The sequence below is a fragment of the Megasphaera sp. genome, assembly GCF_047831605.1.
GTDB lineage: Bacteria > Bacillota > Negativicutes > Veillonellales > Megasphaeraceae > Megasphaera > Megasphaera intestinihominis.
The window spans coordinates 1,526,923-1,541,697 of sequence record NZ_CP181255.1 but is presented as its reverse complement, the minus strand read 5'-3'; the positions used below and the strand labels follow the sequence as shown (position 1 = coordinate 1,541,697).

Here is a 14,775-nt window from a genome sequence, read left to right as displayed (position 1 = left end):
ACCTCCAATTTATTCTTTGTAAGAAGGTCCCAAAAATTTCAAGGCCTTCGGATGGACATAGAAAAGCAGCGATGCCGAACCGATGCGGCCGCCGTGGACGTCGAAGTCGAACAGGGCCATGCTGCCCGTCTTGAAGTCGACAGCCGTCCCCGTCCAGGCCTGAGCCCAGCGGTCAAGGAACGGCGAATGGCCGATGATGCACACGACATCAGCTGTTTCCCGGCTCAAAATCTCGTCGTATACGGCGACTAAGTCACCAGAAGCGATGGCTTTATGCGTATGGAACTGCTCAATAGGCAGATGCTTTTCTAAATAAGCGGCTGTCTGACACGTCCGCACGTATGGGCTGACCCACAGGGCCGTTTTCCCCGACGGCCACCATGACGAGGCCCATTTCGCCATGGACGAAGCCTGATTACACCCTTTTTCAGTCAGTTCACGCAGTTTATCCGGCTGATGCAGATCAAAAGGCTGGGCCTTTCCGTGACGCATTAAACAAACATACATAAACTACTCCCCTTTTATGTACCCCTTTTATTCGGCAACATGCTCCAGGCCGACGTCGAGCAGCGTAAAGACATGGGCATCGGCCAGCGAATAGTATACGGTCTTGCCGTCCCGGCGGAACTGGACCAGCCGGGCATCGCGCAGGATGCGCAGCTGATGGGACACAGCAGACTGGCCCATACCGAGTTCATCGGCAATATCCCGGACGCAGACTTCCTGATTCATGAGGACGCGCAATATGCGCAGCCGTGTCGGATCGCCGAGGACTTTGAAGACATCGGCCAAAGGCTGGATATATTGTTGTGAAAGTTCCGGTGCTCGTCGTTTCAATGCAATCGCTCCTAATGCTGTTTATCACTGTCTGTCTTAATCGTTTTATTATAGCACACTTTTCACAGATACTGCTAGAGGCGTCACAAATAAGGCCCGCACAGGGTACAGACAAGGTAAATGAATTATGAAGGAATTATAAAAAGTCCTAAAAAGGCGTGAAATGTCCTGGCAAAAGCCTTTCCTCTAAATCAAAAATGCCCTATAATGATAACAAAATCGCAACAAAATACTTTTACTTAGGAGTGAATGTCATGAATGAAACCATCCATACCCTCATCACGCGGCGCAGCGTCCGCAAGTACAAAAAGGCCCAGATCAGCGATGAAGACTTGTATCTGATTCTCCAGGCCGGCACCTATGCAGCCAGCGGTCGTGGCCTGCAGCCCTGTACCATCGTCGTCATCCAGGATACGGATACCCTGGCCCGCCTGAGCGCTCTCAACGCCAAAATCATGGGCACGACGAATGACCCCATGTACGGCGCCCCGACGGTCCTCCTGGTCCTGGCCGACATGGAAAAATCCCCCAACGCCTGGTCCGACGGCTGCCTCATCCTGGGCAATCTCATGAATGCCGCCGCTTCCCTGCACCTCGGCTCGTGCTGGATCAACCGGGCCAAAGAAGAATTTGAAACGCCCGAAGGGAAAGCCCTCCTCAAAGAATGGGGCCTGCCGGAACACCTCGTCGGCGTCGGCCACTGCATCGTCGGCTACGGCGACGGCCCGGAACCGGCCGCAGCCCCGCGGAAACCGGATTTCATTAAATTTGTTAAGTAAATAGTGGTTAGTGGCTCGTAGGGGCGCCCCGTGGGGCGCCCGCAGACCGCAGTTCGCAGGCCGCAGTTCGTGGCTCTCCTCATAGGAGAGCTGTCAGCAAAGCTGACTGAGAGGTTGCTTTTTCTTTTTTATAAATTTAATAACAACCACTACTAGAAAAGGGACTATCGTATGAAGGCTTATACCATCATGCGTAGTCCCTTTTCTAGTAAGGCCCGCCACGTGGGCGACCCGTTAGGAATTTGGGTGATGCTCCTAGCAAATGACCACTAACCACTAACCACTAACCACTAACCACTAACCACTAGCGATTATCTCCCCTTCTTACATTCCGGGCAATAGCCGTAGAGTTCCAGGTTGTGGCCGACGATGTCGAACTGTGTCTTTTGGGCCACTTCTTTTTCATAGTCGCTGAGCGGACAATGAGCTAGATCCACGACTTTATGGCATTGTAAACAGATGAGCCTGTGTGTATGGCCGGGACGGCGGAGGGAAAAGCCGTATTTCCCTTCATCGGGGAGGAATATCTTTTCTGTCAGTTTACGCTCTGTAAACATTTCCAGGATGCGGTACACTGTGGAAAAATTGACTTTACATCCTTGTTCCAACAGGGCTGCATAGACGGTTTCGACGGTCACGACACTGGTTTCCCGGCTCAGGATATCCAGGACGCCGTTGCGGGCCTTGGTACTCTTCAGGCCATGTTCGCGTAAACAGGCTTTATAATCGTCATTCATGGACGGCGCCTCTTTTCTTGCAGGGAAAAGACACATTCTTTATAGGCAATGACCAGAAGCAGCATGGCAACTGACGTCAAGGCCGTGACGCCGCCAGGCGCAGCATCGATGTAGTACGACAGCAGCAGGCCCGACAGAATGTCGATGAAGCTGAAGACGACGGAGTAAATGAGGGTCCGCCGGAAGCCTTTGCGCAGCTGCAGGGCCGTCGCCACGGGCAGGGCGATGAGGGAGCTGATGACCAGGATGCCGACGATGCGGATAGAAACGGAAATCGTCGCCGCTACCAGGACGGCAAAGATATAGTTGATGAGCTTGCTGCGGACACCGGCAATCTGCGCTCCGTCTTCATCAAAGGTCAGCATGACCAGCTGGGGATAGAGTCTGGCAATGACGGCCAGGGAGATGATGCTGAGGGCGACGACGGAGTAGACATCGCCCGTCGACACGGTGAGGATACTGCCGAACAAGAAGGATTCGACATTCGTGTGGACCAGGCCGGCACTGATGATGGTAATGGCAATGCCCACGGAGAGAGATAAGATGATGACCAGGATGAGCTCGGCATAACGGCGGAAGCGGCGGCGCAGGACTTCGATGAGGATGCCGAAGAAACTGGTCAGGCCAAAGGCGCTGAGAACGGGGTTCCAGTCAAAGAGGAGACCCACAGCCACGCCGGCCAGGGACGCATGGGACAAGGCGTCGCCAATCATGGAATAGCGGCGCAGGACCAGGAACATGCCGATGAGCGGGCAGACGATAGAAATGAGCAGGGCTACGATAAAAGCATTCTGCATAAAGGCATATTCAAACATTACTTATCCCCTCCCATCGTGGCTGATACATATTCATCGAGATATGCCTTGGGCGAGCAGAAATGGCCGCGGCCACCGACGACGTGGAACATCTTCGTCGAATTGCGGACAGCGAATTTCAGATTGTGTTCGACCGTAATGACCGTGACGCCTTTATTTTCATTTAAATCCTTGATAAACGGGTAGAGCTCTTCCTGACTGCGCACATCGATTCCCGTCGACGGTTCATCGAAGATGAGCAGGTCCGGATGGCCCATGAGGGCCCGGGCGATGAGGACCTTCTGGCACTGGCCGCCGGACAGGTTGCCGATGAGCTGGTCCTTCAGGGAATAGACATTCATCTGTTCCAGGCAGTCCCGGATGATTTCTTTATGCTTCAAGTGCAGGACCTGGCGGTAACAGTTGAGGACTTCCCAGACCGTAATCGGGAACTGGCTGTTCAGCGTCTCGAAGCGCTGGGGCACATAGGCCCGATGGCGATAGGTATTGGAAATGGACCCCCGGCTCGGCGACAACAGGCCCAGGATGAGTTTGATGAGCGTACTCTTGCCGCTGCCGTTTTCACCGACGACGGAAATATAGTCGCCGTCGCGGATGGTCATGTTGACATCTTCTAACAGGTACTGACCGTGTTCATAGGCGAAATAAACGTGCTGTAAATCAATCATAGCTTGCCTCCCTTGTCGTAGTCTCGAGCCCTTATTATAGCCCCGTGAAAACGAAAATGCAAGGCATTTGCAAATAATTGACAAAAAAAGGCGCCCGTGATACGATGGACGCCATAGGAGGTCTTATCAATGTTGTTACATACCCTCAACCGCCTGGCCCGTTACGGCATGGTCCTGGCGGCCTGCTTATGCATCATCGGCCTGGCTGGCTGTGGTCCCGCCGCCGATGTCCCCGATGACGGGAAATTAAAAGTCGCTGTCACTTTCGACGCTCTGAAAGAGTTCACTCAAGCCGTAGGCGGTGATAAAGTCGATGTTTACACCCTCATCCCCGATGGGACAGAGCCCCATGAATTCCAACCGACGACGCAGACTATTAAACATCTCGGTAAATCTCAGCTCTTCGTTTACAGCGGCCTGGGCATGGAACCGTGGGCCCCTAAGGTCGTCGAAGCAGCCAAGAATACATCCCTCCATACGGTCAATGCCTCGCAAGGCGTCACGCCCATCGCCCTGACCGATGAGGAAGATGTCAAAGAACACGGCGCCTACGACCCTCACATCTGGCTGAGCCTGGTAAACGCCCAAATCGAAGTATCTAACATCGCCGCCGCCCTGGCTGAAGCCGACCCGGCCAACGCCGACTATTACCGCAACAATGCGGCGAATTACAAAAAACAGCTCCAGGCCCTGCAAGACGAATATGCCCGCAAATTCGCCAGCGTTCCCCGCAAGGATTTCGTCACCGGCCACGCTGCCTTTGCCTACCTCTGCCGCGACTTCGGCCTGACCCAGCACAGCGTCGAATCCGTCTTTTCCAGCGGCGAACCCAGTGCCCGCCAGCTGGCCCGCCTGGCCGACTATTGCCGGGCCAACGACGTGCGGACCATCTTCGTCGAAGACATGGTCAGCCCGAAAACGTCAGAAACCCTGGCCCGTGAAGTCGGTGCCCGCGTCGAAACGATCCATACCATCGAAACGAGTGAAGATGACGAATCCTACCTGGATCGCATGCGCGACAACCTGGAAAAGATTTATGCCAGCAGCCTGCGCTAAAATGGCAAAAAATAAAGTAACCATGGAGAAGAATATGAAACATAAAACATATAAAGCCGCAATTTTTGATATGGACGGTACCGTCCTCAATACCCTGGAAGACCTGACCAGCGCCTTGAACCACGTCTTAGCCGAAACAGGTCACGACCATGCCTATGGGACAGCCCAGGTCCGCCAATTCTTCGGCAGCGGCGTCCAAGTGGCCATTACCCGCGCCTTGGCCATTGAAAAGGGGATTGCCTCTTACGAACAGCTGGAATACGTCGGCCAGGACGGCGATACGATTACACCGCGTGTCGATGCCCAGGAAGTCCGCCGCATCCAGGACATCTTCCGTCCCTACTATGCCGCCCACTGCGCCATCCAGACGGGAGAATACACCGGCATCAGCCAGCTCCTCCGCCAGCTCCGGGCCAATGGCATCCAAACGGCCGTCGTCTCTAATAAACCCGACCCGGCCGTACAGAAACTGACAGCCGACTATTTTCAGGACCTCTTCGATCTCTCCCTGGGCGAACAGCCCCAGATACGGCGAAAGCCTGCGCCGGACATGGTCCTCAAAGCCTTGAAAGACTTAGGACTCACACCGGAACAGACTGTTTACATCGGCGATTCTGAAATCGACATCCAGACCGCCAAAAACGCAGGCCTGGACTGCATCAGCGTCACCTGGGGTTTTCGTTCCAAAACTTTTTTGAAAGCCCACGGTGCCCGCTTCCTCGTCGATACGCCGGAAGAAATCGCCAGGTTCTTTTAAAAAACTAGCGATTATTCTCCCTCAGGTACGAACCAAAGGCCATTATTGTTTTTCTTCATATACTCTTTGAATTCGTCGGAATGGTATGCATCGGCAATATCTTTGACCCATTGTGCATCTTTATCTTTATCCTGGACAACGAGCTGTAACAGGAGATGCGGTAAGATATCTTCTTTAGCCAAAGCCGTCTGAGGATCGATTTTAGCATTGTAAATGATAGCGCCAGTGATGACAATGTAACTGAAATCACTGCGTACAGATGGGATAGTTAAAGATTTCATTTCTGTAAATTTCAAGTGATGCGGATTTTCTACGATATCCTGCTGGGTAACTGTCGACAAGTCTTTATTGGGATCCAATTTAATCCAGCCGATTTTCTGGAGCAGGGCATAAGCACGAGCTGTATTAGAAGCATCGTTTGGAACGGCAATCGTATCGCCATCAGCAACCTGGTCCAAAGAAGTCTTAGAACCCGGGAAAATACCGGCCGGAACAGTCGGAATCGGCGTAATAGCCGCTAAATGGCCATTTTGTTTTTGATTAAAGTTTTCCATATAAGCCGTATGCTGTTCAACGTTGAAATCTACTTCACCTTCATTCAAAGCTACATCGGCCTGCAATAAATCAGACATATCCTTACCGGTAACTTTATAGCCTTTCTTTTCCAAAATAGGCTTAATTCCCTTTTCAAAGAGGTCGGAATACGGTCCCTGAGACTTACTGTACGTCAGTTCCTTTTTGTTGGCGCTAGATGCATTATTGCTGTCGCTGCCACAACCGGCAAGAAAAGCAGCGCCCATGATGACGGCCATCGCAATGACACCAAATTTTTTCCATGTTTTCCATTTCATATGAATACCCCCTAAATGAACATCCCTATATATGATAAGTGTGCAACCTTAATGATTGCGCGTCTTATAGGCAAAATGATTGCCAATGGATTGAATGATTTGTACAAAGATAACTAAGATGACGACCGTAAAGAACATGAGCGGCGTATTCAATCGTTCATAGCCATAGGTCAAAGCTAAGTCACCGACGCCACCGGCCCCAATGACACCAGCCATAGCTGTCGCTCCGATAAGGCCGATAGTCCCAGTCGTAATCGATAGAATAAGAGAGCTTTTAGCTTCAGGAAGCAGAAAATACCAAACGATTTCAAAATAAGACGCTCCCATGGACTGCGCCGCTTCCACGATCCCCTTGCTGACTTCCAAAATGGAATTTTCAAAAAGCCGGGTCAAGTAAGGCGCAATGAAAATGACCAGTGGAACTAAAGCCGCTGTCGTCCCAATACGAGTCCCAACAATCATTTTAGTCAATGGCAAAATAAAAACCATCAAGATGATAAACGGGATACTGCGAATAATGTTGATAACTGTATTGAGAACAGTATAGACATATTTATTCTTCAAAATGCCATCATCATTAGTCAGCACCAGGACAACAGACATGATAATTGCCAAAATAGTCCCTAAGAATAACGAAACGAAGACCATATATACAGTCTGTTCTGCCGCCAAAATAATCTGCGACATAGGCACACCTAAATCAATCATTACAAATCAACCTCCTGCCACTGAACCTGCTGTTCATCAATGTATTGAATAACCTTGGCAATCTCTGCATCATTCCCAATAATCTGAAGGATGAAGATACCAAGAATCGTCTTTTGTAATTCATTGACTGATGCAAAGAGGATATTCGTCTGGACGGAAAAGGTTTTGTTGATATGATACATAAGGTGGTCTGTCGCATTATCGCCAAGGAAACGAAGTTTCAAAATTTTATAATTATCTTTTTCTTCATGAATCTTGGCAACGACAGACGGCGGAATCTGGTCGGGAATAACCGTACGGACAAATTTTTTAGTCATATCCTGCTGAGGATTACTGAAGACTTCCAGCACAGATCCTCTTTCTACGACTTTACCATGTTCCATGACGGCCACACGATTGCATAGACGCTGAATAACTTGTATTTCATGCGTAACGATAAGCATGGTAATATTTAACTCTTTATGAATCCGTTCAAGGAGCTGCAAAATCGATTCCGTCGTTTCCGGATCCAGTGCACTTGTCGCTTCATCGCATAAGAGAATAGACGGATCCGTAGCCAGTGCGCGAGCAATGCCAACACGCTGCTTTTGCCCGCCAGAAAGTTGACCCGGATAAGCATCGGCCTTATCCGCCAGATTGACGTATTCCAAAAGTTCCATGACCTTTTTATGCATCTTGTCTTTATCCGCTTTATTAAGCCGTAAAGGAATAGCTACATTGTCAAAAACGGTCCTCGAGTCGAGAAGATTGAATTGCTGAAAGACCATACCAATGGATTTGCGAAGTTTACGCATTTCATTGTGAGAAATTTTACTCAAATCTTGGCCGTTGATTTCTACATGACCTTCGGTCGGCATTTCTAGGCCGTTGACCATGCGCAGCAGCGTCGATTTACCTGCACCGCTGAACCCGATGACGCCAAACATATCTCCGTCATCAATAGTCAGTGATACATGCTGTAATGCTTGTGTCGTAACACCTTTGCTTTTAAAGGTCTTGCTGACATCTTTAAATTGAATCATCCCTTGCTGCTCCCTTCTTGCTGAATCTGTTCTACTGCCTGGCAGGCCAGTTCAGCCATATATTGTGAAGCCGGATATAGTGCGGCTGGATTTACCTTGAATTTAGCATTGTGATTCGGGTAGGAATGGCCAGTCCCGACAAAAACAAAATAACCAGGTACCTTATCGTAATAAAAGGCAAAGTCTTCGCCTCCCAGTGACGGGGCCATCGGTTGTTTATCAAAGCCCTGTTTATCAGCTACCTTACGGGCTAAGATTCCCCAATGAGCATCATTAATCAATGCCGGCGGCCCTGGAATCCAATGGACTTCGGCCTTGGCGCCATAAGCAGCAGCGGTGGAAGAGGCCAAGGATTCGATATGATTGCGAATAGCCTGCCGCCCTTCTTTACTCATACTCCGCGTCGTACCTTCAACAAAAGTTTCATCAGGAATGACATTCCAGTTGTGACCGCCTTCAATATGGGTAACGCTGACCAAAGTAGCGGCGAAGGGATCCATATTCCGGCTGACCACAGTCTGGACAGCACCGACAAAAGCAGACGCTGTTACGATGGGATCGATACCTTTATCCGGATGAGCTGCATGGACGCCCTTGCCATGAAAAGTAATACGAAAAGCATCGACAGCCGCCATGGCCGGACCATCGATGATCCCCATTTGACCGACATCGAGAAGGGGCGTGCAGTGCATTCCAAAAATCGCATCGACATCATCAATAATGCCCGTTTCAATGATTTTCAAGGCTCCGCTCGGACCTTCTTCTCCCGGCTGGAAAATAATACGGATAGTTCCTTGAATATCGGCTTCCCGTGCTTTCAATAAATAAGCTGCCCCCAAAATAGAAGCTGTATGGAAGTCATGTCCGCAAGCATGCATACAATCGGGATGTTCTGACCGATGAGGTACGTCAGCTTTTTCCGTAACCGGCAGGGCATCAATATCGCAGCGGATAGCAACAATAGGATGTTTTCCTGTTCCGACCTCTGCAACGACGCCCGTCTCCAAAGGCAGATTCAAAATATGAAGCCCGCCTTTTTGTAAGTCTTGACGGATCCGTTTGGTCGTCTCTATTTCTTTAAAAGATAGTTCCGGATGACGATGGAACCATTGAAATTCATCATGAATATATTGATTTATGTCCTGTATCATTCATAACCCCTCTTTCTCATTTTCTCTACATCCTTCTGTGGATATACAAACAGGCCACCATCTCCTATGACAGAGACGGTGGCCCGCGGTTCCACTCTGTTTACAGCCAAAACTGTATCTCATAACCGTGTAACGCCGGTCAGACGCAGCTGCATACTAAATTCCGCAGCCATGCAACCAAAGGCATTCCATCCTGTTTCCCAACGATGCAGGCTTTCAGCCCCAGACCTGCACTCTCTGACGCAGTACACAGATGTACTTGTTTTGGTTATCGCATTTCTCAATGTTTACGCCTATGGTACTATTCAAAAGGCTACTTGTCAAGTATAGTTTCATCTTTTTATATATTTTCTAATAAATTAGCAAAAAAAATTCACGTTAGCATATCATTATAACAAACATTATTTTGACTCGCTCAGATACTGCTTTTAAAGCGAAAAATCGATGACTTCCTCATTCAGTGGAAAGAGCGTCCTCAGAAAAAGCCGTTTTTCGTCGAAAAGCCCGTCTTATAGTGACATCCGCTTCGGCATCAAGCTCATCGGCGGCAACATCGGCCATGAAAACGATATTTACACCTTTCCTTATTTCTGCACGTTCTTAGTCCGCGATTTTCTCCGCCAGCTCCCACCGGCTCCGGCTCATATGGTATAATAGGAGCAGAATGATTACGTTTGTGAGGTGCGGATATGTCGACGGAAAAACGGATTTTTTACTCGATTTGCCTGATCAGTTTTGTCGGGCCTTTTCTTTCTACGTCTATCAATATCGCCATCCCCGTCATGGCCGGTCAGTTCGGCGTCGCGCCGGACCGCATGAGCTGGGTCGTGACGATTTTCCTGATGACGACGGCTGCTTTTCTCCTGCCTTTGGGAAAGGTCTCCGATGTTCATGGACGGCGGCGGACCTATTCCCTGTCGCTCATCGTCTTTGCCATGGCGACAGCGGCGGCGGCCTTCGCCCAGACCCTGACGATGCTCATCATCTTGCGGGCCATCCAGGGCATCGCCCTGTCCGGCGTCTATGTATCCTATATGCCCCTGCTCCTGGCCACGACGGATGAAGCCCATCAGGGCCATATACTGGGCCAGGCTGTCGCCCTGACCTATCTTGGCCTGTCCCTGGGTCCGGTCATCGGCGGCGCCCTGACGCAGTTCGTCGGCTGGCGCTGTATCTTCCTCTTGTCTGCCCTGGCCATCATCATTTCGTACGCCTTCATCCGGCCCATCAAAGAAGAATGGTATGCCAACGGCGCTCCCTTCGTCAACCTCGTCAGCTCTGCCTTATCGGTCAGCGGCATCCTCTGCGCCCTGTACGGGCTATCATCCTTTGAAGATTACAGTGCTTTTTTCTGGATTGGCCTGGTCTTGCTGGTCATCTTCGTCATCCATGAAGGCAAGTCCTTCCACCCCCTGCTGCCACTCTATCTGTTCCGCAACCTGACTTTTTCCATGTCCAACCTGGCCGCCCTCATTCAGTACAGTTCTACCTATGCCGTTTCTTTCCTGTTGTCCCTCTATTTCCAGGTCATCCTCGGCCTGCCGCCGGCTGTATCCGGAGCCATCCTCCTGGTCCAGCCCATCATCATGGCCTTCTTGTCGCCCCGGGCCGGCGACTTGTCGGATAAATACGGCCCGCGAGGCATCGCCTCTATCGGCCTCGTCCTGACTGCCCTGGGGCTGACGGCATTCGCCCTGTTCCCGCACATCCCCGTCAGCGGCGCCGCCATATTCCTGGTCTTCATCGGCCTGGGCGCAGCCCTGTTCGGCGCGCCCAACAACAGCGCCATCATGGGGTCGGTCAAAAAGATGCATCACGGCATCGCTTCGAGCATCCTGGCCTTATCGCGCAACCTCGGCCAGGCCCTGAGCATGGCCGTCGTCACCTTCATCATGACGACAGAGACGGCCAAACAGCCGTCTTATGCGGATGGCGTCGTGGCCGCCCTGCACGCTTCGTTCGTCATCTTGGCCGTCCTCTGTTTCCTCGCCGTCACGGCCTCGCTGGCCCGCGGCACAAGTCCCAAAAAAGTGTAAATTAGGAGGTATTTCCATGAAAAAACAACTCATCGCAGCCGTTACGGTCGCATCGCTCCTCGGCTTTGCCGGCGGCACGGCCGTCCAGGCCTTCAACCTCGGCTCTATCCTGAAAGTCGGCGGTATTTCCGTCCTCGTTTCCAAATACGGCGATTCCATCAATGATTTCCTCAACAAACTGCTCATGAAGAACGGCGTCGGCACGGACTACGCGACGAAAGTCGTCCCCATCGTCAGTGTCGGTACGGGTAAATATATCGGCGCCGTCCAGGTCATCGGCCCATCAGCACAGGTCGAAAAGGTCAAGGCCGTGGCTCAGCTGGAAGGCGAATTCAACGGCATCGCCCGGGCCAATGCCCTCATCCCAATGGCGACGACGAATGTCACCAACCTCAGCCGCGTCCAGGGCGTCGGCGTCTCGGCAACAATCGATTTCAAGTTCTGATGCCTTCCCTAAGCAAAGCGGGCGTGGTAAAATAAGACAACCGATTTTTATAAGGAGGCCCTTCGCTTGAAAACTTATCAGCCTATTACGGCAGAAATCATTGAAAAATTAAAGGCCATTACCGGTCCGACTTATGTCAAGACCGATAAAGACCTGCTCTTACAGTATCAGACAGACTATGAAACCAATCCGGCCATGTTCCATCTCCCGGAAGCAGCCGTATCACCGGCCAATGCCCAGGAAATCTCGGACATCGTCAAATTGGCCAATGAATACGACTTCCCCATTACCGTCCGCAGCGGCGGCACCAGCCTGGCCGACGGTGCCATCCCTGTCTGCGGCGGCCTGGTCCTCTGCATGGACCGTCTCAACAAGATCATCGAACTGAATGAAGAAGGCATGTACATGACCGTCGAAGCCGGCGTCCGCACGGTAGACTTGCAGAACGCCGCCAAAAAAGTCGGTCTCATGTATGCCGGCGACCCGTCCAGCGCCGAAAGCTGCCTCATCGGCGGCAACCTGGCCACCAATGCCGGCGGCCTGCGCGCCGTCCGCTATGGCGTCACCCGCGACCAGGTCTACTGCCTGGAAATCGTCACGCCTACAGGGGATATCGTCGAATGCGGCCGCATCCTCAAGAAATGCTCTACCGGCTACGACCTGGAACAGCTCATCATCGGCAGTGAAGGGACGCTGGGCATCATCACCAAAGTCACAGTCAAGCTCATCCCCCTGCCGCCGTACCGCTTCGACGTCCTGGCCATCTACACGGACCCGCGCCAGGCCCTGCACATGGTGCCGAAGCTGATGAAAGCCGGCATCGACCCGACCAGCGTCGAATACATGGACAATTCCTACGTCCGCGGCTGCGCTGACTACTGCCATTACAAGGACATGCCGCACTACGACGACGGCATTTACGTCATCATCACCGTCGAAACGTTCCACGAAGACGAATTGGACACCAAGATGGACGCTGTCTGCACGATCTGTGAAGAATCGGGCGCTGCCGAAGTCCTGGAAGCTGACGACCGCGTCTGGAATATGCGCCGTAACTGCCAGACGTCCGTCGAACTCCAGAGCAAGGTCTTCCTCACGGACGACGTCGTCGTTCCGGTACATAAAATCGCCGGGACCATTGAAAAAATCATGGACATCGGTAAGAACTATCCTTTTGAAGTCAAGATCAACGCCCATATCGGCGACGGCAACCTGCACATCGTCCTCTGCAAGATGGATATGAGCGACGAAGAATGGGAAAAGAACGTCGAAGAATTCCACCAGCAGGTCTACGCCTATGCCTACAGCGTCGGCGGCCGCCTGGCCGGTGAACATGGCATCGGTGCCAAGAAGCTGAAATATATGGAACAGTTCACGCCAAAAGGCGAACTGAAAATCATGAAGACCATCAAGCGGGCCATGGACCCGAAAGACATCCTCAACCCGGGGAAAGTGATTGAGGCGTGAAGAAAGGGCTTGTCGTCATTCGACAAGCCCTTTTTAAGTGGCTAGTGGTTAGTGGTTAGGGGTTAGGGGATAGGGGTTAGTAGGGGCGCCCACGTGGGGCGCCCGTTTACGCAAGTCGGTCACGGGATTCTTACACATCCCCGACTACAAACTACAAACTATTTCCCCCGCAAGAGCCGCATGGCCATGATGGACATGATGACCAGGAGGGCCGTGACTAAGGCGAAGGAGGCGGTCAGGCTGAAGGCCCGGCCGATGAAGCCCAGTACGGCCGGTGCCAGGAGGATACCGGCGTAGCCGATGGTGCTGACGGCAGCGACGGCATCGGCTACGGGCATGTCCTTCTGCGTCCCCAGAGAGGAATAAAAGATCGGCACGGTATTGGCACAGCCGACGCCGATGAGGATGTACGATGCAAACAGGAAGGGGCCGCCGCTGATGAGCAGGATGCCCATGAAGCCGGCAAAGGCGACGGGCAGTGACAGGGCCAGCAGCCGCCGCGGCCCGAAATGCATGGTCAGGGAGTCACCGGGCAGGCGGGCCAGGAAGGCCGACGCCGTAAACAGGGTCAGGCCCAGACCGGATTGGGAAATGTCGATGCCCTTTTCCGTCGTCATGAAGACGCCGCTCCAATCGTTGATAGAACCTTCTACCAGGAAGGCAATGGTGCAGACCAGGCCGATGAGGACGATTTTCCCCTTGGGCAGGACCAGGGAAGCGCCCTTGCCGGATGCCTGCCGTTCCTCATGGAGATGGGGCGCAAAGAAGCAGACGCAGAGGCCGATGAAGACGGCGCCGGCAATCATGACGATTTTCCAGTAAAAGCCCAGGTGGAGCATGGAAGCAAAAAAGGCAGCGCCGGCGAAATTCCCCAGGGACCACATGGCCTGCAGGCCGGACATGAGGCGCTTGTGGACTTTCCGTTCAATGAAGATACCGTTGATGTTGACGACGACGTCGAGCAGTCCCAGGGACGAACCGAGGAGGACGGCCATGACCAAGGCCGCTGCATAAGCCGGCACATAACAGAGAACGTTCAGGACGACGGCAATGGCCAGGCCGGCGATGGTCAAAGAACGGCGACAGCCCAGGCGCCCGGCAATGGAACCGGCCAGCATCATCATGATCAGGGCGCCTAAGCCGACGGCCAATAAGAGGAACCCCAGGTGGTCGTCCTGAATCTGCAGCTGCTGCCTCAGGAAGGGAATGAGCGATGCCCACGACGTAAAACCGAAACCGCCGAGGAAGTAAAAGGCTTTGGCACTATAAATCTGCCAAAGGATATCTCGTTTATTCATCAATTTCTGTCACCTCACACTAAAAAAAGCCAGACAAGAAACCACCCTGTCCTGCATCTTTATCGAAAGACGCGTTTACGTACGCGCCCTTCCTCCGCTGCAGGACTGAAGTGACATCTTATCCGGCTTTATACTATACGAGCATAAG

General features: G+C 52.2%; 17 protein-coding genes. 7 read left to right on the top strand and 10 right to left on the bottom strand.

All coding sequences use genetic code 11. The annotated features are described in order from the left end of the window. Window positions 1-9: 9 nt before the first annotated feature. Window positions 10-492: a SixA phosphatase family protein gene (locus ACFWUB_RS07360; protein WP_292298401.1), complete on the bottom strand. Its 483-nt coding sequence runs from the start codon at window positions 490-492 to the stop codon at window positions 10-12. Window positions 493-534: 42 nt separating this feature from the next. Continuing rightward, window positions 535-837 (bottom strand): ArsR/SmtB family transcription factor, encoded by a 303-nt coding sequence (locus ACFWUB_RS07355; protein WP_020723714.1) that lies wholly within the window; start codon window positions 835-837, stop codon window positions 535-537. A 254-nt stretch (window positions 838-1,091) separates the two neighbouring features. Between ACFWUB_RS07355 and ACFWUB_RS07350 the strand changes: the two genes are divergently transcribed. Next, complete coding sequence (locus ACFWUB_RS07350; protein ID WP_020311662.1) at window positions 1,092-1,616, top strand: nitroreductase family protein; 525 nt, start codon at window positions 1,092-1,094, stop codon at window positions 1,614-1,616. Window positions 1,617-1,927: 311 nt separating this feature from the next. On the opposite strand, the gene ACFWUB_RS07345 is transcribed toward ACFWUB_RS07350, so the two are convergent. From ACFWUB_RS07345 to ACFWUB_RS07335, 3 genes are read right to left on the bottom strand one after another with little or no spacing between them, the layout of a single operon-like run. After that, window positions 1,928-2,353 carry a Fur family transcriptional regulator gene (locus ACFWUB_RS07345; protein WP_292262527.1) on the bottom strand — a complete coding sequence of 142 codons (426 nt, stop codon included), beginning with the start codon at window positions 2,351-2,353 and terminating at the stop codon, window positions 1,928-1,930. Continuing rightward, a complete protein-coding gene (locus ACFWUB_RS07340; protein WP_292298400.1) occupies window positions 2,350-3,168 on the bottom strand; it encodes a metal ABC transporter permease in 819 nt (272 codons plus the stop codon). Before ACFWUB_RS07340 ends, ACFWUB_RS07345 begins: the two co-directional genes overlap by 4 nt. Continuing rightward, window positions 3,168-3,836: a metal ABC transporter ATP-binding protein gene (locus ACFWUB_RS07335; RefSeq protein ID WP_292262524.1), complete on the bottom strand. Its 669-nt coding sequence runs from the start codon at window positions 3,834-3,836 to the stop codon at window positions 3,168-3,170. Before ACFWUB_RS07335 ends, ACFWUB_RS07340 begins: the two co-directional genes overlap by 1 nt. A gap of 129 nt (window positions 3,837-3,965) precedes the next feature. Between ACFWUB_RS07335 and ACFWUB_RS07330 the strand changes: the two genes are divergently transcribed. Further along, on the top strand, window positions 3,966-4,892 hold the full coding sequence (locus ACFWUB_RS07330) for a metal ABC transporter substrate-binding protein (protein ID WP_020311666.1): 927 nt from the start codon (window positions 3,966-3,968) through the stop codon (window positions 4,890-4,892). A gap of 34 nt (window positions 4,893-4,926) precedes the next feature. Continuing rightward, window positions 4,927-5,649 carry an HAD family hydrolase gene (locus ACFWUB_RS07325; RefSeq protein WP_416183734.1) on the top strand — a complete coding sequence of 241 codons (723 nt, stop codon included), beginning with the start codon at window positions 4,927-4,929 and terminating at the stop codon, window positions 5,647-5,649. A gap of 11 nt (window positions 5,650-5,660) precedes the next feature. On the opposite strand, the gene ACFWUB_RS07320 is transcribed toward ACFWUB_RS07325, so the two are convergent. The 4 genes from ACFWUB_RS07320 to ACFWUB_RS07305 are packed head-to-tail and all read right to left on the bottom strand — an operon-like array spanning window position 5,661 to window position 9,381. After that, window positions 5,661-6,500, bottom strand: coding sequence for a MetQ/NlpA family ABC transporter substrate-binding protein (locus tag ACFWUB_RS07320; protein ID WP_292281678.1), 840 nt, complete (start codon window positions 6,498-6,500; stop codon window positions 5,661-5,663). A gap of 48 nt (window positions 6,501-6,548) precedes the next feature. After that, window positions 6,549-7,208 carry a methionine ABC transporter permease gene (locus ACFWUB_RS07315; protein WP_020311669.1) on the bottom strand — a complete coding sequence of 220 codons (660 nt, stop codon included), beginning with the start codon at window positions 7,206-7,208 and terminating at the stop codon, window positions 6,549-6,551. Continuing rightward, on the bottom strand, window positions 7,208-8,230 hold the full coding sequence (locus ACFWUB_RS07310; protein WP_020311670.1) for a methionine ABC transporter ATP-binding protein: 1,023 nt from the start codon (window positions 8,228-8,230) through the stop codon (window positions 7,208-7,210). Before ACFWUB_RS07310 ends, ACFWUB_RS07315 begins: the two co-directional genes overlap by 1 nt. Then, window positions 8,227-9,381 carry an amidohydrolase gene (locus ACFWUB_RS07305; protein ID WP_071601857.1) on the bottom strand — a complete coding sequence of 385 codons (1,155 nt, stop codon included), beginning with the start codon at window positions 9,379-9,381 and terminating at the stop codon, window positions 8,227-8,229. Before ACFWUB_RS07305 ends, ACFWUB_RS07310 begins: the two co-directional genes overlap by 4 nt. Before the next feature lie 444 nt (window positions 9,382-9,825). Here ACFWUB_RS07305 and ACFWUB_RS07300 point away from each other — a divergent pair, with 444 nt between their 5' ends. The 4 genes from ACFWUB_RS07300 to ACFWUB_RS07285 all read left to right on the top strand — a co-directional run bounded on the left by ACFWUB_RS07300 (window position 9,826) and on the right by ACFWUB_RS07285 (window position 13,329). Beyond that, window positions 9,826-10,035: a hypothetical protein gene (locus ACFWUB_RS07300; protein ID WP_020311672.1), complete on the top strand. Its 210-nt coding sequence runs from the start codon at window positions 9,826-9,828 to the stop codon at window positions 10,033-10,035. A gap of 35 nt (window positions 10,036-10,070) precedes the next feature. Beyond that, complete coding sequence (locus tag ACFWUB_RS07295) at window positions 10,071-11,417, top strand: MFS transporter (protein WP_416183733.1); 1,347 nt, start codon at window positions 10,071-10,073, stop codon at window positions 11,415-11,417. A gap of 16 nt (window positions 11,418-11,433) precedes the next feature. Continuing rightward, the gene (locus ACFWUB_RS07290; RefSeq protein ID WP_020311674.1) at window positions 11,434-11,862 is read left to right on the top strand and encodes a hypothetical protein; all 429 of its coding nucleotides are present in this window, start codon (window positions 11,434-11,436) and stop codon (window positions 11,860-11,862) included. 66 nt (window positions 11,863-11,928) lie between these two features. Then, a complete protein-coding gene (locus ACFWUB_RS07285; RefSeq protein ID WP_020311675.1) occupies window positions 11,929-13,329 on the top strand; it encodes an FAD-binding oxidoreductase in 1,401 nt (466 codons plus the stop codon). Window positions 13,330-13,487: 158 nt separating this feature from the next. On the opposite strand, the gene ACFWUB_RS07280 is transcribed toward ACFWUB_RS07285, so the two are convergent. Further along, window positions 13,488-14,627, bottom strand: a complete 1,140-nt coding sequence (locus ACFWUB_RS07280) for an MFS transporter (protein ID WP_416183732.1) — start codon at window positions 14,625-14,627, stop codon at window positions 13,488-13,490. Window positions 14,628-14,775: the final 148 nt, after the last annotated feature.

Excerpts from the sequence above, each read along its gene's own strand:
- ACFWUB_RS07315 (WP_020311669.1), bottom strand. The coding sequence starts at position 7,208 with ATGATTGATTTAGGTGTGCCTATGTCGCAGATTATTTTGGCGGCAGAA.
- ACFWUB_RS07345 (WP_292262527.1), bottom strand. The coding sequence starts at position 2,353 with ATGAATGACGATTATAAAGCCTGTTTACGCGAACATGGCCTGAAGAGT.
- ACFWUB_RS07340 (WP_292298400.1), bottom strand. The coding sequence starts at position 3,168 with ATGTTTGAATATGCCTTTATGCAGAATGCTTTTATCGTAGCCCTGCTC.
- ACFWUB_RS07280 (WP_416183732.1), bottom strand. The coding sequence starts at position 14,627 with ATGAATAAACGAGATATCCTTTGGCAGATTTATAGTGCCAAAGCCTTT.
- ACFWUB_RS07300 (WP_020311672.1), top strand. The coding sequence starts at position 9,826 with ATGACTTCCTCATTCAGTGGAAAGAGCGTCCTCAGAAAAAGCCGTTTT.
- ACFWUB_RS07350 (WP_020311662.1), top strand. The coding sequence starts at position 1,092 with ATGAATGAAACCATCCATACCCTCATCACGCGGCGCAGCGTCCGCAAG.
- ACFWUB_RS07330 (WP_020311666.1), top strand. The coding sequence starts at position 3,966 with ATGTTGTTACATACCCTCAACCGCCTGGCCCGTTACGGCATGGTCCTG.
- ACFWUB_RS07320 (WP_292281678.1), bottom strand. The coding sequence starts at position 6,500 with ATGAAATGGAAAACATGGAAAAAATTTGGTGTCATTGCGATGGCCGTC.
- ACFWUB_RS07305 (WP_071601857.1), bottom strand. The coding sequence starts at position 9,381 with ATGATACAGGACATAAATCAATATATTCATGATGAATTTCAATGGTTC.
- ACFWUB_RS07325 (WP_416183734.1), top strand. The coding sequence starts at position 4,927 with ATGAAACATAAAACATATAAAGCCGCAATTTTTGATATGGACGGTACC.
- ACFWUB_RS07310 (WP_020311670.1), bottom strand. The coding sequence starts at position 8,230 with ATGATTCAATTTAAAGATGTCAGCAAGACCTTTAAAAGCAAAGGTGTT.
- ACFWUB_RS07295 (WP_416183733.1), top strand. The coding sequence starts at position 10,071 with ATGTCGACGGAAAAACGGATTTTTTACTCGATTTGCCTGATCAGTTTT.
- ACFWUB_RS07335 (WP_292262524.1), bottom strand. The coding sequence starts at position 3,836 with ATGATTGATTTACAGCACGTTTATTTCGCCTATGAACACGGTCAGTAC.
- ACFWUB_RS07360 (WP_292298401.1), bottom strand. The coding sequence starts at position 492 with ATGCGTCACGGAAAGGCCCAGCCTTTTGATCTGCATCAGCCGGATAAA.
- ACFWUB_RS07290 (WP_020311674.1), top strand. The coding sequence starts at position 11,434 with ATGAAAAAACAACTCATCGCAGCCGTTACGGTCGCATCGCTCCTCGGC.